This window comes from Jannaschia rubra, assembly GCF_001403735.1.
Classification (GTDB): domain Bacteria; phylum Pseudomonadota; class Alphaproteobacteria; order Rhodobacterales; family Rhodobacteraceae; genus Jannaschia; species Jannaschia rubra.
The window spans coordinates 84,717-100,139 of sequence record NZ_CXPG01000016.1 but is presented as its reverse complement, the minus strand read 5'-3'; the positions used below and the strand labels follow the sequence as shown (position 1 = coordinate 100,139).

Sequence of the window (15,423 nt, the reverse complement as noted above, 5' to 3'; positions counted from 1 at the left end):
GTCAGCCCCCCCTGTGGTCGCGCCAGGTGCGACGCAGCGGTGCGGCCAGCAGGATGACCACCCCGATCATCGTCAGCATGGCCGAAGCCGAAGCCGATGAAATCTGACGGTTGCCGGCATCGTCGGGCTGCAGGAAATCGTAGGTCAGGTATTGCAGCGTGATGCGGTGCGACTGCGACGAGAACCCGATCACCTCCTCGAAGGCGCGGTAGGCGTCCATGAGGTGGATGAGGGTGATGAAGACGATCAGCGGCATCAGATGCGGGATGACGACGTAGCGCAGCCTCTCCCACCGGGACGCGCCGTCGATCACCGCCGATTCCAGCGTGTCCTGATTCACCGTCTGGAGCCCGGCGTAGAAGATGACGAAGGCGAAGGGCGCGACGTGCCAGACGCGGTAGAACATCATCAGGAACTCCACCGCCCAGCCGTTCGCCGCGACCGCCAGGTCCGTCGAGAACAGCGCTTCGAGCCAGATCGTCACGATTCCATCGCCGTAGAACAGCCAGCGGATCGACAGGGCCCCGATCACTGGAGTGATGATGAAGGGCAGCAGCGACACGAAGATCACAGGTCCCTTGATCGACCGCGCCGCATTGTTGACGACGACCGCCACGGCAAGGCCCAGCGCCAGCACGAAGGGCAACGTGATGAGGGTGAACGTCAACGTGAAGCGCAGTGCCTTCCAGAAGTCGATCCGCAGGACCGCGCCGATGTCCCAGTTCGACAGCGCCCGTGTCAGCCGGTCGCCGCCCAGCACGTTGGCATAGGACGAAAGACCCACCCACCGCGTCGTCGTGACCGTGTTGCCCGCCTCGTCCAGCACGGGCACGGTCTTGACCGAGGTTGTGCAGGTCTGCGTCACGAAACCAGGGGTGCAGGTCTCGACCGTCTGGGTCGTGAAGATCGGCTGCGTCACTTGGAACGAGTTGACGAGGACCGTCACCAGCGGAAAGGCGATGAAGACCAGCATCAGCAGGATCGACGGTCCCACGAACATGGCGAAGGTCTTGAACTTCATCCGATGATCCCTCCGGGAAGGCGGGGCGCCCGGCAGCGGACGCCCCCGTCGCGACTAGAGAAGCCCGGCTTCCCTGGCGGCGGAGATATAGCTCTCCTCGATCGCCTTCAGCGTCTCGTCGGCGGAACGGCGGCCGGTGAAGTAGCCGTCCAGCTCGTTGCCGATGGCGGTGTGCATCAGCCCCATCTGGCTGGTCGACGGATAGCTGAGCGGCGCGGGATCGGCCATCGCGGTGGCAATCGCACCGGAGGCCATTTCGTCGGGCTCATAGCCTTCGATCAGCCAGATCGCATCGCGCTGGTGGTTCTTGACCATCTCGCTGTCCATCCCCTCCATCGCCACGCGGAAAGCCGCTTCGGCGGTCGCGTCGTCGATGTTCTGGGCGATCACGATGCCGTCCCACCAGAGCGTCGTGGCGGGCGGGCCGCCCTCCACTGCCTTCGGCGCCGCTGCCGAGCCGACGAGGCCGACGACCTGGCTTTCTGCCGGATCCTCCATCGCGCCGCCGCGCGACCCCCAGAGGTTCGCCATGGCGATCTTGCCCTGCTGGAACTGCTGCTGGACATAGGTGCTGTCGGAGACGAGAAACTCGGGGTCCATGTATTCCGTCAGCGCCTTCATCGTCTCGAGCGCCTTCAACCCGGCCTCCGAATTGACCGCCGGCGTGCTGTCGTCGTTGTAGAAGGTGCCACCGTAGCCCAGGAACATGTTGTTGAAATCCTGCGCGATGTCCCAGCCGGCCTTCATCGTGGCCCCGATCGGATATTCGACCACGCCCGCTTCCTTGATGGCGGCAGCGGCTTCCAGCACCTCGTCATAGGTTGTGGGGACGTCCAGTCCCAGATCCTCGAAGATGTCCTTGCGATACATCAGGTGCTGCGTGTTCACCATCATGGCCACGGCCATGACCTTGCCATCGACTCGTATCAGCTGGTTCGGCGCAAGGTTCCGACCGTATTCCTCGACCAGATCGTCCAACGGCCGGATCGTGCCTTCGTTCAGAAGGGGCGTGATCGTGCCGTTCGAAACTCCGCCGACGGAATAGAGCGAGGGATTGGCCGCAAATGCCGCGGGCTGCTTGGTGCGGAACTCCTGATCCAGTTCGGCCTGCACGCCGCCGCATTCGGCCATCGCGTCGGTGACGGCCTTCCAGGCCTCGAACCCGGCGCTGAGCGTCCTGACCGTCACGTCGTTTTCGAAGGCACATTCCGCGACCGCGGCCTGCGCCCCCATCGCCATCGCCCCCGCAAGGACAAGCTTCCTGATGAGCATCGTCGTCTCCCTGTCGATCCGTTGCAGCCGCCGCGCGGTATCCTCCCCCACGCCGACCGGCCGAATTTCCTGCGAATGCACCTTTTCTTTTGCCCCGATGCCAATAGGATCGCCGCGATGCATACGCTTGCAAGGAACGCTAGCCGCGCTTGCCCCAACCGCGCAAGCCTGAATCTACCCATCGAGTGAGGCCCGACATGACCGATTTCCGCGCCGCGACCATGTCCGGCCTTGCCGACCTGTTATCGGCGGACGATCCTGCGCAGACAGCGCCACGGATCTTGACCGAGGATGCCGTCTGGCACCTGATGGCGCCGCTCGACCGGGTCGAGGGGCGCGACGCCATCCTGGCGCAAGTGATCTTGCCCTTGCGCTCGGCGCTGACGGCGGCGCGGCGCCGGCCGGAGCTGTGGATCGGCGGGATGAACCGACGGGCGCAGGGCGGCCGCTGGGTCGCCGGCTTCGGACATGTCGTGGGCATGCACGAAGGCACCCTGTGGGGCGTGGCACCGTCGCAGCGCCTCTCGTTCTTGCGGTGGGGGGAGTTCCATCGGCTGGGCGACGACTGGCGCATCACGGAGTCGAGGATCATCATGGACCTGCCCGACCTGATGCGGCAGGCCGGCCGCGACCCCTGGCCCGAGAAGCTGGGGACCGAGATGCTGTTCCCCGGCCCCGCCACCCACGACGGCATCTGCCCGACCGAAGGCGACGGTGAGGCGAGCCTGTCGCTGGTGGAACGGATGCTGAGCGACCTGCATGTCTACGATCCCGAGACCAATGCCTCCGCGGGGCAGACCGGCGAGGGCGGGACCTGGGCCGACGACATGCTGTGGTATGGCCCCGGCGGCATCGGGTCCAATTACCTGTGGGACGGATTCGTGCGCGACCACCGCGCGCCTTTCCTGCACGCCTTTCCCGACCGGAAGGGCGGCAACCACTATTGCCGTCTGGGCGATGGGAACTATGCAGCCGTGTCAGGCTGGCCGTCGATGACCATGACGCATCGGGGCGATTACCTCGGGTTTCCGGCGACCGGGAAGGATCTGACCCTGCGGGTCATGGATTTCTATCGTTGCGCCGACGGACGGATCGCCGAGAACTGGGTGCTGCTCGACTATGTCGATCTGTTCCGCCAGATGGGCCACGACATCCTTGGGTGATCCCCTCCGTGTTGCTCCCTCCCGCAGTGTCGCGTATCCCGGCGGAAGGACGAAGGACGGAGACGACGCCATGACGACCGCAGTGTTCATCGACGGGGAAGCCGGAACCACCGGTCTCCGCATCCGCGACCGCCTGGGCGCGCGTGACGACATCCGCATCGTGTCGGTCCCGGAGGAGCACCGCAAGGACAGGACCGCCCGGCGGGATGCTTATGCCCAGGCGGACGTTGCCATCCTGTGCCTGCCCGACGACGCTGCGGTCGAGGCCGTGCGGATGGCGGGGAACACGCGGCTGATCGACGCCTCGACCGCGCACCGGATCGATCCGACGTGGGTCTACGGCATGCCAGAACTGCCAGGCCAGCGCGACCGCATCCGCGACGCGCGGCGGGTGGCGAACGTGGGGTGCTATGCGACCGGCTCGATCGCCATGCTCCGCCCCCTGACGGATGCCGGGATCCTGCCGGCGGACCACGGCGTCGTCCTGACCGGCGTGTCGGGATATACCGGTGGCGGCAAGGCCCTGATCGCGGAGCATGAGGGGGGGGCTGCTCCGGGCTTCTACCTTTATGCCGTGCACCAGTCGCACAAGCATGTGCCCGAAATCATGCGCCATGGCGGCCTGACCCGCAAACCGCTGTTCCAGCCCGCCGTCGGCGCCTTTGCGCAGGGCATGATCGTGCAACTTCACCTGCATGCCGACATGCTGCCGGGCGAGGTCGCGGGCCATGCCCGGATCGAGGCCTGCCTGCGCGATTTCTATGCGGGCGACCCCTTCGTGACCGTGGCGCAGCCCGGAGACCGCATCGACCCGCAGGCCGCCAACGACACCAACCGCATGATCCTGACCGTTCAGGGCGATGGCGAGGGGCGGGTGACGGTGGCCGCCGTTCTCGACAATCTCGGCAAGGGCGCATCGGGAACCGCCGTGCAGAACCTGAATGTCATGATCGGTGCCAAAGAAACCGCCGGTCTGACATAAAGCCATCGCATTCCGGCCGTCGTTGCCTGTTTAACCTTCGGTTGTCTGCCAATACCGAGGTTCCTGCCATGCTCCGCCTTTCCGTCGTTGCCCTGATGCTCGCCCCCGGCGCCGCCTACGCCCAGAAATTCGTCAGCGCCATCGACCCTCTCGACCCCGTCGTCGCCACGACGACTGCGTCGGCGGATAATCCGGAAGTGACCGATGCGGACCTCGTGGCTCCGCCGCAAATTGCGACCGGCCAAACGGCGAGCATCGTCATCAACGACGACACCGATATCGCGTTCTCCGGCCTGGGTCGGTCGGCCGTGCTGCTTACGGGTGAAAAGGATGCGATGATCTCGCGGATCATCGTCGATGAATCCGGCGAGGCGGTGCTCGTCCTGACGGGCGCGGGTGTCACCGACGAAACCTCGTCCGGCGCCATCATTCCGGCCGGAACCGCCAACATCGAAGTGGGCGAATGCAATCCAGGCACGACCTGGCAAGACGAAGATGCGCTCTGCTGGAACGATTTCGCGACCGGCGATTGACGCAACGGCGACCGGAAGCCGTCGCACGGGATCGTTCCGTCTTGCAACGGGTTCTTAACGTTTCAAAGGCAACAAGGGGGCATCCCCCCGACCCCCGAGGTTGCCGTCTTGTCGTTCCCTTCCCTGCCCGCGCGGGCGCCCTCCGCTCCCCTGACTCCCCGTCAGAAGGCCGCCGTCATCATACACCTGCTGGTGTCGGGCGGGGCGGACCCTGGGCTGCGCGACCTGCCGCCGGACCAGCAGCGTCTGATCGTTCGTGAGATCGCGCGCCTGCGATTCATCGACCGCGAGACGCTGGCCGGTGTGGTTGCCGAGTTCGCCTCGGAACTCGACAGCATCGGCTTGCACTTCCCGCGCGACCCCGCCCGGGTGCTGGCCGCATTGGAAAGCCAGCTTTCCCTCGACGTGATCGACGGAATGATGGCCGAACTGGGTGATACCGCGCGGCCCGGTGACGGGCCGTGGGCTCAAATCGCCGGACTCGACGTGGCCGCGATCAGACAGATGATGGACGGGGAATCCGATGAGGTGTCGGCGGTCCTGCTGTCGAAACTTCCGGCGGCCCGTGCGGCCGAGATCATCGGATCGCTGCCCAGCGACCGGGCCGACAGTATTGCTGCGGCTTTCGCCCGGACCGAGGATGTGACCCCCGCCGCCGTCGCGCAGATCGGCATGGCGCTCGGGCGGCAGAGCGCTACGCGCAGGACGCCGGCCTTCGATGCCGATGGGGTCAAGCGGGTGGGCAATATCCTCAACGCAGCCACGTCAGGCGTACGGCGGAGCATTCTCGACAGTCTGGACGCCGTGGATGCCGCCTTCGCGGCTCGCGTCCGTGCAACGGTCTTCAGCTATGAGAACATCGCCGACCGGGTCGATCCGCGCGACCTGCCCCGCGTCCTGCGAGGGGTGGAGAACACCGTGCTTGTCACCGCCATAGCGGGAACTCCGCCAGAGATGAGCGCGATATCGGAATTCATGCTGGGTGCGATTTCCAAACGCCTGGCCGAGCAACTGCGCGATGAGGTGGCCGAGCGTTCACCCCCGACCGCGGAGGAGGCCGAAACGGCCATGTCCGCCATCGTCGCCGTAATCCGTCAGATGGAGGAGGACGGCGAGCTCATCCTCAGCACGCCGGAGACCTGACGGTCACCACCCCGCCCTCGACAGGTCCGCAGCATGCGGTGCCGAAGCGTCCATTCGGATGCGACCTTACGAAGGATCAAGCCGGATCGCGGAACACGTAAACGACCATTGCCACACCGATGAGCGCGAGCATGCCGAGGCCGGTGTGGGTCAACCCGTATTCGGTTCCGTGCAACCGGGCGAGGCTGTCCCCGAAGCAGAAGGAGCCGGATTTCAGACCGTCGAGACAGATATTCATGGTTACTCCTCCGTTCATACTCTTGTCGGGTATCGCTCCGGAATGAGACCAGAAAAAGGCACGATTGTTCAGCCTACGCCGACAATGCCCACGCCCCCCGGGCCATTGCTTCACCCGAATGGTTAAAACCGCGCGATCTCCGTGACGGGATCGGAAGTTCCTGCCCCTGATGCGCCTTCTCAGTGCCCAAGTTGGCCCCCGCACTGGTCGCAGGGACGCGCGACGCCTAGATCGTCGGACATGGTTCTGGAATTTCACGACGAGGGGATTTATTGCCCCGCCGGCCGTTTCTACATCGACCCGTGGAAACCGGTCGAACGCGCTTTGGTCACGCATGGCCATGCGGATCACTCCTATCCGGGGCATCGCCACTACCTGACCAGCGAGGCCGCGGCGCCCGTCATCCGGCACCGGCTGGGCGACATCGACCTGGACAGCATCCCGTTCGGTCGGACGCGCGACATCAATGGCGTCACCGTCAGCTTCCATCCCGCAGGCCACGTCCCTGGCAGCGCGCAGATCAGAGTTGAGCACGGGGGTGAGGTCTGGGTTGTCTCGGGCGACTACAAGACCACGTCCGACGGTCTGTCCGAACCGTTCGAGCCGGTGCCGTGCCACGCCTTCATCACCGAATGCACCTTCGGATTGCCCGTCTTCGACTGGCGCCCCGAAGAGGAACTCGCCGCCCAGATCAACGAATGGTGGCAGGCCAACCGCCACGCCGGCCGCATGTCCGCCATAGGGGCTTATTCGCTCGGCAAGGCGCAGCGGGTGCTGACGATGATCGATCCCTCCATCGCCCCGATCCTGACCCATGGCGCGGTGGAAAACACCAATCAGGTGATGCGCGCCCAGGGCCTGCGGTTGCCCGAGACCATCCGCGTGACGCCGGAGGTCACGGCAAAGACACATCCGGGCGCCCTCGTCATCGCGCCGCCTTCGGCTCTTGCCGGCAACTGGACGCGCCGGTTCGGCACCCTGTCGACGGCTTTCGCGTCGGGGTGGATGGCGCTGCGTGGCGTGCGACGCAGACGGGCGGCCGATCGCGGCTTCGTGGTCAGCGACCATGCGGACTGGAAGGGGCTGAACGCGGCGATCGCCGAAACCGGCGCGACGCGCATCTTCGCGACCCACGGCTATACGACCGTGTTCCGCCAGTGGCTCGAGTCGCAGGGCTACGACGCGCAGATCGTGCAGACGGAATTCGGCGACGACCTGATCGACGAGGACGACGCCGAGGAGACCGCTGCATGACATGGCGTGACCGCGCGCTGGTCGCCCTGTGCCGCCGCCTCGTCAAGCCGGCGCTGGCCGTCCCCGTGCCCTGGCCCGTCCTGCGCCAGGCGTTCCATCTGGTTGCGCCGCCCACCTCCGGCGACTGCGATGTCCGCATGGATCGGTCCGACATCGCCGGCGTGTCCTGTGGCGTCTTCACGCCGCGCGACGCGGAGGGCATCCTTGTCTGGCTGCATGGCGGCGGATTCATCCTCGGCTCCTCCCGCAGCTATGCGGGCCTGGCACGGGCACTTGCGCGGCGCACGGGGCGGCGCGTGATCGTGCCGGACTATCGACTGGCACCCGAAAATCCGTTCCCCGCAGGTCATGATGACTGTATCGCGGTCGTGCGCGGGATCGCGGCCGGGGGACCGTTCGCGCTTGGGGGCGACAGCGCGGGCGGAACGCTCGCCCTTACCACGCTGGCCGCTCTCCTGCCTGAACGGGCCGGGCCGGAACGCCTGATCCTCGCCTCGCCCGCCGTCGATCTGAACCCCGGTCGCCCCGCCCCGGACGGACGGGACGACATCCTGTTCCCCATCGCCACGCTTCGTCGCATCGCCCGCACCTATGTGGCGGAGAACGACCCGTCCGACCCCCGCATCTCTCCGATTCATGCGCGCTTCGACGGCGCGCCCCCGGTCCTGATCCAGTGTGCGGAGGGCGAGATCCTGGAGGAGGATGCAGACCTCATCGCGGAACGCCTCCGGTCGTTCGGGGCTGCGGTGGAGATGCAGAAGACCGGCGGCGTCCCGCATGTCTGGCAATTGTTTGCGGATCGGACGCCCAAGGCGGACAGCGCCGTCGCAGCCATGGCGGAGTTCCTGTCATGAAACGTTTTTCGCGCCTGTTCATTACCCTCGACCAAACGACGAAGACCTCGGCCAAGACCGTGGCACTCGCCGAGTATTTCCGCGACGCGCCCGATGCGGACCGGCTGTGGACCATTGCGCTCCTGTCGGGGCGCCGGCCAAAACGGACGGTGAACGCCGCGCGCCTGTCGGAGTGGGCGGCGGAGGTGGCGGGACTGCCGATGTGGCTGTTCCAGTCGAGCTATGACGTGGTCGGCGATCTGGCCGAGACGATTCACCTTGTCCTGCCCGAACCCGAGCGGACCAGCGACCGGAGCCTGTCGGACTGGATCGCGGACATCCGTGCCCTGTCCACGCAGGACGAGGCCGACCGCAAGGCCGCTGTTCTGGACGCCTGGACGCGCCTTGGCGGGACCGAAAGGTTCGTCTTCAACAAGCTCATCACCGGGGGCTTCCGCGTCGGTGTCAGTCGCAAGCTGATGACACGTGCCCTGGCTCAGGCGACCGGTATTGCGGAGCCCGAACTGGCGCACCGGCTCATGGGCAATTGGACGCCCGAGACCACGAGCTACGCGGCCCTCATCACCGCGCCCGACCCCGACGCGGACCTGAGCCGCCCTTATCCCTTCTGCCTGGCGCACGGGGTGGAGGGCGACCCGGCGGTTCTCGGCCCCCCCGACGACTGGCTTGCCGAATGGAAGTGGGACGGCATCCGGGGGCAGCTCATCCTGCGTGGCGGTCAGCATCACCTCTGGTCGCGGGGTGAGGAATTGATGACCGACCGCTTTCCCGAATTCGCGCGCGTGCGCGACTTCCTGCCCGATGGCACCGTCATCGACGGCGAAGTCCTGGCCTGGGACGCGGCGAGCGGACAGCCCATGCGCTTCGCGGCCCTTCAGACGCGGATCGGCCGCAAGACCGTGCCGAAGAAGGTGCTGGCCGACGCGCCGGCGATCCTGCGTGCCTATGACCTACTGGAACATGACGGCACAGACATTCGCGCGCGCCCCTTCGCCGAACGCCGGGCACGGCTGGAGGATGTGCTGCGCGACCTGCCGCCCGAGGCGCCCGTGCAGCCGTCGCCCCTGATCCCCTTCGATGGCTGGGACGCGCTCGGCGACATCCGCGCGACGGCGCGCGACCACGCGGCCGAAGGACTGATGCTCAAGCGCGCCGACAGCCCTTATCACGTCGGCCGCAAGCGGGGCGATTGGTGGAAGTGGAAGCTCGATCCCCTCAGCATCGACGCGGTGATGGTCTACGCGCAGGCGGGGCACGGACGGCGCGCGAACCTCTACACCGATTTCACCTTCGCCGTGTGGAAGGGGCCGGACCTCGTGCCTTTTACCAAGGCCTATTCCGGCCTGACCGACGAGGAGTTTCGCAAGATCACCCATTGGGTGCGCCGCAACACGCTGGAACGCTTCGGCCCCGTGCGTCGCGTTCCGCCGCACCATGTGTTCGAGATCGGGTTCGAGGGGATCCAGAAATCCACCCGGCACAAATCCGGCGTCGCGCTGCGGTTTCCCCGGATGCTTCGATGGCGTCATGACAAGACCGTGGACCAGGCGAACACGCACGACGATCTGCTCGAAATGCTCGACCTCTACGGCTGACGTTGCCGGGTGGCACATTGAGTTCTAGACTTGAACCATGACCTTGCCCCGATCCGCCCCCCCGCCGTCTGCGACTGCGCCCCGCCGCGCGGCGCCCCCGGGTGCGTGCGACACGCATGTCCACATCCTCGGCGGTACCTCCGACGGCCATCTGTCACCCGACCGGGTCGAGGACCCAGCCGAGGGGTGGAGCTACGGCGACTATCTGTCCGCCTACCGCGCGCAGATGGCAGCGCTCGGGATCGAGCGGACGGTCGTGGTGCAGTCGACCCTCTACGGCACCGACAACACCCTGACGGCACGCGCCATCGACGACCTGGGCCGAGACTGTGCGCGGGGCATCGGGCTGGTGACTGACGACGCCACGGACGGCGATCTCGACCACCTGTCGACTGCGGGTTTCGAGGGGGTGCGCCTGAACTACGTCCATGGCGGCGTGCTGTCCTGGGACGGGGTGGAGGCGATGGCCCCCCGCCTCGCCGACTATGGGTTGCACGTCCAGATGCTGCTGATGGCGCATCGGCACCTGGAACCGCTCGCCCCCCGGATCGCCGCGATGCCCGTGCCGGTCGTTCTGGACCATATCGCCTGGCCCGATGTCACGGCGGGACTGGAGGAGCCGGGGTTCCGCTGCCTGCTGTCCCTGATGGAACAGGGAAAGGTCTGGGTGAAGCTGTCGGGTCTCTACCGTCATTGCGCGGCCCCGTTCGATGCGGTGGACGGTCATGTCGCGGCTTTGCTGGAGGCGAACCCCCTACGATGCCTATGGGGGTCGGACTGGCCGCAGATCATGCTCAACGGTGCCGCGCGGGCCGAACCCGGCGCGCTTCTGGATGCCTTCGACCGGGTGTGCCCCAACGACGATGTCCGGCAGGCCGTGCTGGTCGACAATCCCGAACGTCTCTACGGGTTCTGATGCCCGCGCCGGGCGCGACGCATGGTGCGGGGATCGAGCCTGGCCTGACGCGGCTCCCCGGACCGGTGCGAAAGGTCTGCCCGGTCGTCCTGCGCGACGGGGCCATCCTCGCCTTCCGCCATCCGCGGGCGGGGTGTCAGCTCGTCAAGGGCACGCCGGAGTTGGGTGAGACGGCGGTCTGTACCGCCAGCCGCGAATTGCGAGAGGAAAGCGGCCTGACCCTCACCCCGCTGCGTCACCTCGGGCGCCTTCCCGTTGCCGTGCCGGGCATGGTCTGGGATTTCGTACTGATGCAAGGTGGCATCATCCCCGACCGCTTCGCGCACCACTGCGACGATGACGGCGGCCACCTGTTCCGCTTCTTCTGGCATCCCCTGGGGGCAGGCGGCGGTCGCGAATGGCACCTCGCGCACGTCCACGCGCTGCGGCAGGTAAATCGGCTGCTGGTCCGAAAACACCCCGCTCAGGACACGCGGCGCAGCCCCATGCGTTGCGCCCGCCATGCCCGACAGGCGTCGCCGAACGCTTGAAACAGGGGGCGCGACACCGGGTCGGCGGCGGCGTTGTACTCGGGGTGCCACTGAACGGCGAGCGCGAAGCCCGGCGCGCCATCGACACAGATCGCCTCCGGCGTGCCGTCGGGCGCGACGCCGTCGACCCGGATGCGCGGCCCCGGCACGTCGATCCCCTGTCCGTGCAGCGTGTTGGTCATCACCACGTCGGCCCCCATCAGGCATGCGAAGGGACCGCCGGGGGTGAACCGGACCTCGTGGCGCAGGGCGAACTTCTCCTCGATGGAGCCATCGGGCGGCATCCGGTGATTCATCCGCCCCGGCAGGTCACGGATCTCGGGGTGCAGGGTCGAGCCCATGGCCACCGCAACCTCCTGGAAGCCACGGCAGAGGCCCAGCACAGGTTGTCCCCGTTCGACGCAGGCCCGCACGAGCGGCAGGGCCACGCGGTCGCGCGCCCGGTCGAAGGCGCCATGGGCCTCCGTCTCCTCCTGCCCGTATTCTTCGGGGTGGACGTTCGGCCGCCCGCCGGTCAGCAAAAAACCGTCGAAAACGTCGAGCAACTCCCCGATATCGGTGACGGCGGGATCGGCCGCGAAAGTCAGGGGAATGGCGTCGCAGACCTGCGCCACAGCGTCGGTGTTCATCTTGCCGTTGGCATGTGCCGGATACTGGTCGTTGATGAGATAGCTGTTCGATATGATCCCGACGATCGGTCGCATTCAGGTCCTCCGGCGTTTGGCCGAAGATAGCGACCCGGCGGCCTTTCGCCTATCCCCTGCGCGCAGGCGATCTGCGCGCTGACGCAGGGTGGCGTCGCAGGATGGGCTCACGCCTCGCCGGTCAGTCCCGCCGCCTCGATCCCGGCCAGCCCCGCTTCGGCATCGTTGTCCGAGGTGTCGCCGGTCACGCCCACCGCGCCCCGTATCGCGCCCTCGGAATCGCGGATCAGGATGCCGCCCGGCACGGGCACCAGCGCGCCGCCGAAGACGCCGTTGACGGCGGCGATGAAATAGGCCTGATCCTCGGCCCGTTTCATCAACGCGCGGCCGCCCGCCCCCATCATGATCGCGCCATGCGCCTTGCCGTGCGCGATGCCGAACCGCCCCGGCGCGGTGTCGTCCGCCCGTTCGAACGCCTTAACATGGCCGCCAGCATCGACGACGATGACGGTCAGGGGCTTCAGCCCCATCTCCCGACCCTTGGCGAAGGTCGCCTCGATGATCTGCCTTGCGTGGCGCAACGTCAGTTCGGCCATGATGCGGTCCTTTCAGTGATCGGGCTACGGCTTGGCATCCTACCAGCGCCGGGTCTCGGCAAAATAAGCCTGCGCCTTCGTGCCGAAGGCCGCTTTCAACGCCGCTTCCTCGCCCAGAACGAAGCGACGGGTGACAATGACCGGGAACAGCAAAGCAAGCGCCAACGACGACAGCGCGCCGAACAGAAGGCCGGCGCCGACCAGCACTGCGGTCATGCCGGTATAGATCGGGTTGCGGTTAATGCGGAACGGCCCCTCGACGATCAGGGCGGCCGGCGTCTCGCGCGGCTCGATCGCGGTGCGCTTGCGGCGGAACCAGACGGCGGACCAGACCATGAGGGCAAGTCCGCCCGCAATGACCACCCCGCCCAGCCAGTCGGTCCACGCGGCGTCGAACCGCAGGATGGGCAGCCACGTCGCCGCGAGCCACTGGATCGCCAGCGTTCCCACCGCCCAGATCGGCGGCAGGTCGGGGAAATCGCGGCGGATCGACACTGCCCTAGCCGTGCTTCAGTTCGAGCCTGCGGCGATGCAGCACCGGCTCGGTATAGCCCGAAGGCTGGACGCGCCCCTCGAACACCAGATCCTGCGCCGCCTTGTAGGCAGGGCCATCGAAGCCGGGTGCCATGGGCGTATAGCCGGGCGTGCCCGCGTTCTGCGCGTCGACCTTGGCAGCCATCTTTCGCATCGCGCTCTCGACCTGGTCGCGCGAGATGACACCGTGGTGCAGCCAGTTCGCCAGCGCTTGCGAGGAAATCCGGCAGGTCGCGCGGTCTTCCATGAGCCCCACGTCATTGATGTCGGGAACCTTGGAGCATCCGACGCCCGCGTCGATCCAGCGGACGACATAACCGAGGATGCCCTGCGCATTGTTCTCGATCTCGGCCGCGATCTGGTCTTCCGACAGGTTGCGACCGTCCATCACCGGGATCGTCAGAAGATCGCCGAGCGAGGCGCGCGGCCCCCCTTCCTTCAACTCCTCCTGCCGGGCCAGCACGTCGATGGCGTGGTAATGCGTCGCGTGCAGCGTGGCGGCGGTGGGCGACGGCACCCAGGCGCAGTTCGCGCCCGCGCGCGGATGCTCGATCTTCTGCGCCAGCATGTCGGCCATCCGGTCGGGCATCGCCCACATCCCCTTGCCGATCTGCGCCCGCCCCTGCAGGCCGCAAGCCAGGCCTATGTCGACATTGCGGTCCTCATAGGCATTGATCCAGGGCGTCGACTTCATCTCGCCCTTGGGCAGCATGGGCCCGGCTTCCATGCTGGTGTGGATCTCGTCGCCGGTGCGGTCGAGGAAGCCCGTGTTGATGAAGGCCACACGAGATTTCGCGGCGCGGATGCACTCCTTCAGGTTGGCCGAGGTGCGGCGCTCCTCGTCCATGATGCCCAGCTTGACGGTGTTCGCGGGCAGGCCCAGCATCGTCTCGACACGCGTGAAAATCTCGTCGGCGAAGGCCACTTCCTCGGGCCCGTGCATCTTGGGTTTGACCACATAGACGGACCCGCGGACCGAATTGCGCGGTCCGGAGGTCTTGGACAGGTCGTGCATGGCGATGAGCGTGGTGATTGCCGCATCCATCAGACCTTCGGGGATCTCGGACCCGTCGCGCATCAGGATGGCCGGGTTCGTCATCAGGTGGCCGACGTTCCGGATCAGCATCAGCGCCCGGCCCTTGACGGTAACCAGACCGTCCGGGCCGTTGAATTCCATATCGGGGTTCAACGCACGGGTGAATGTATGGTCGCCCTTCGACACCTCGACCGACAGGTCGCCCCGCATCAGGCCCAGCCAATTGCCATAGGCCACGATCTTGTCCTCGGCATCGACGCAGGCGACCGAATCCTCGCAGTCCATGATCGCGGAGACGGCCGACTCCAGATAAACGGCGTCGAGTCCCATCGCGTCGTCCTTGCCGATCGTCCCGTCCGGCGCGATGACGAGGACGATGCCCAGACCGTTGTGCCGCAGCAAGACGCGCAGGGTGCCGCCGTCGCGGACCCACCCCTCATAGGCCGCGCCGTCCGACAGCGACGCCGTGTCGTCACCCACCTTCAGCACCAGGTCGTTGCCGTCGATCGTCACTTCGGTCACGTCGCGCCAGGCCCCGCCAGAAAGCGGCACCGCCTGGTCGAGGAAACCCTTGGCCCAGTCGATCACCCGCTGACCGCGCGACGTATCGTATTCCTGACCCGTCGGCAGGTCGCCCAGCGCGTCGGTCCCGTACAGCGCGTCATAGAGGTTGCCCCAGCGTGCGTTCGCGGCGTTGAGCGCATAGCGCGCGTTGGTGATCGGCACGACGAGCTGTGGTCCGGGGACCAGCGCGATCTCGGGGTCGACGTTCGTGGTGTCGATGGCGAAATCCTCGCCCTCGGGGACGAGATACCCGATCTCGGACAGAAAGGCGCGATAGGCATCCGCATCGAAAGGCCGGTCCCGGTGGCGCAGATGCCAGTCGTCGATCTCGGTCTGGATAGCCTCGCGCCGGGCCAGCAGGTCGGCGTTGCGAGGGGCGAGATCGTGAACCAGCGCGGAAAACCCGTTCCAGAACGTGGCCGCATCGACGCTGGTGCCGGGAAGGGCCTGCTCGTCGATGAACCGGGCCAGATCGGCCGACACCTGAAGGCCTGACTTGTCGATGCGGGGCGTCGTGGTGGTCATCATCTGGCCTTTCCGTTCGTTTT

The 15,423-nt window shown here is 66.7% G+C and carries 16 protein-coding genes; 9 read left to right on the top strand and 7 right to left on the bottom strand.

Annotation, left to right across the window (positions count from 1 at the left end; genetic code table 11):
* Nucleotide 1: 1 nt before the first annotated feature.
* On the bottom strand, nt 2-1,021 hold the full coding sequence (locus JAN5088_RS08330; RefSeq protein WP_055682364.1) for a carbohydrate ABC transporter permease: 1,020 nt from the start codon (nt 1,019-1,021) through the stop codon (nt 2-4).
* 54 nt (nt 1,022-1,075) lie between these two features.
* Nucleotides 1,076-2,293, bottom strand: a complete 1,218-nt coding sequence (locus tag JAN5088_RS08325; RefSeq protein WP_055682405.1) for an ABC transporter substrate-binding protein — start codon at nt 2,291-2,293, stop codon at nt 1,076-1,078.
* A gap of 197 nt (nt 2,294-2,490) precedes the next feature.
* Between JAN5088_RS08325 and JAN5088_RS08320 the strand changes: the two genes are divergently transcribed.
* The 4 genes from JAN5088_RS08320 (at nt 2,491) to JAN5088_RS08305 (ending at nt 6,114) form a co-directional block, all read left to right on the top strand.
* Nucleotides 2,491-3,456: a nuclear transport factor 2 family protein gene (locus JAN5088_RS08320; protein WP_055682363.1), complete on the top strand. Its 966-nt coding sequence runs from the start codon at nt 2,491-2,493 to the stop codon at nt 3,454-3,456.
* 70 nt (nt 3,457-3,526) lie between these two features.
* Nucleotides 3,527-4,438, top strand: coding sequence for an N-acetyl-gamma-glutamyl-phosphate reductase (gene argC, locus JAN5088_RS08315; protein WP_055682362.1), 912 nt, complete (start codon nt 3,527-3,529; stop codon nt 4,436-4,438).
* Between the two features lie 95 nt (nt 4,439-4,533).
* Nucleotides 4,534-4,971 carry a hypothetical protein gene (locus JAN5088_RS08310; protein WP_143114726.1) on the top strand — a complete coding sequence of 146 codons (438 nt, stop codon included), beginning with the start codon at nt 4,534-4,536 and terminating at the stop codon, nt 4,969-4,971.
* A gap of 108 nt (nt 4,972-5,079) precedes the next feature.
* Nucleotides 5,080-6,114 carry a FliG C-terminal domain-containing protein gene (locus JAN5088_RS08305; protein ID WP_074962545.1) on the top strand — a complete coding sequence of 345 codons (1,035 nt, stop codon included), beginning with the start codon at nt 5,080-5,082 and terminating at the stop codon, nt 6,112-6,114.
* A 76-nt stretch (nt 6,115-6,190) separates the two neighbouring features.
* Here the strand turns inward: JAN5088_RS08305 and JAN5088_RS18880 are convergent, their stop codons facing one another.
* Complete coding sequence (locus tag JAN5088_RS18880) at nt 6,191-6,352, bottom strand: hypothetical protein (RefSeq protein WP_158448473.1); 162 nt, start codon at nt 6,350-6,352, stop codon at nt 6,191-6,193.
* A 240-nt stretch (nt 6,353-6,592) separates the two neighbouring features.
* On the opposite strand from JAN5088_RS18880, the gene JAN5088_RS08300 reads away from it, so the two are divergent.
* The 5 genes from JAN5088_RS08300 to JAN5088_RS18595 are packed head-to-tail and all read left to right on the top strand — an operon-like array spanning nt 6,593 to nt 11,501.
* The gene (locus JAN5088_RS08300) at nt 6,593-7,606 is read left to right on the top strand and encodes a ligase-associated DNA damage response exonuclease (protein ID WP_055682359.1); all 1,014 of its coding nucleotides are present in this window, start codon (nt 6,593-6,595) and stop codon (nt 7,604-7,606) included.
* Entirely contained in the window at nt 7,603-8,460 is an 858-nt protein-coding gene (locus JAN5088_RS08295) for an alpha/beta hydrolase (RefSeq protein WP_055682358.1), read from the top strand. The genes JAN5088_RS08300 and JAN5088_RS08295 overlap by 4 nt, the downstream gene beginning before the upstream one ends.
* Nucleotides 8,457-10,055: an ATP-dependent DNA ligase gene (locus JAN5088_RS08290; protein WP_055682357.1), complete on the top strand. Its 1,599-nt coding sequence runs from the start codon at nt 8,457-8,459 to the stop codon at nt 10,053-10,055. Before JAN5088_RS08295 ends, JAN5088_RS08290 begins: the two co-directional genes overlap by 4 nt.
* Nucleotides 10,056-10,092: 37 nt before the next feature.
* Nucleotides 10,093-10,971: an amidohydrolase family protein gene (locus JAN5088_RS08285; RefSeq protein WP_055682356.1), complete on the top strand. Its 879-nt coding sequence runs from the start codon at nt 10,093-10,095 to the stop codon at nt 10,969-10,971.
* Nucleotides 10,971-11,501 carry an NUDIX domain-containing protein gene (locus JAN5088_RS18595; RefSeq protein WP_143114730.1) on the top strand — a complete coding sequence of 177 codons (531 nt, stop codon included), beginning with the start codon at nt 10,971-10,973 and terminating at the stop codon, nt 11,499-11,501. The genes JAN5088_RS08285 and JAN5088_RS18595 overlap by 1 nt, the downstream gene beginning before the upstream one ends.
* Here JAN5088_RS18595 and JAN5088_RS08275 read toward each other — a convergent pair.
* The 4 genes from JAN5088_RS08275 to JAN5088_RS08260 form a co-directional block, all read right to left on the bottom strand.
* The gene (locus JAN5088_RS08275) at nt 11,435-12,205 is read right to left on the bottom strand and encodes a gamma-glutamyl-gamma-aminobutyrate hydrolase family protein (RefSeq protein ID WP_055682354.1); all 771 of its coding nucleotides are present in this window, start codon (nt 12,203-12,205) and stop codon (nt 11,435-11,437) included. The two genes, JAN5088_RS18595 and JAN5088_RS08275, sit on opposite strands and share 67 nt — an antisense overlap.
* 107 nt (nt 12,206-12,312) lie before the next feature.
* Entirely contained in the window at nt 12,313-12,741 is a 429-nt protein-coding gene (locus JAN5088_RS08270; RefSeq protein ID WP_055682353.1) for a GlcG/HbpS family heme-binding protein, read from the bottom strand.
* A 39-nt stretch (nt 12,742-12,780) separates the two neighbouring features.
* Nucleotides 12,781-13,236, bottom strand: coding sequence for a methyltransferase family protein (locus tag JAN5088_RS08265; protein ID WP_055682352.1), 456 nt, complete (start codon nt 13,234-13,236; stop codon nt 12,781-12,783).
* A gap of 4 nt (nt 13,237-13,240) precedes the next feature.
* A complete protein-coding gene (locus JAN5088_RS08260) occupies nt 13,241-15,403 on the bottom strand; it encodes a malate synthase G (RefSeq protein WP_233489744.1) in 2,163 nt (720 codons plus the stop codon).
* Nucleotides 15,404-15,423 lie beyond the last annotated feature (20 nt).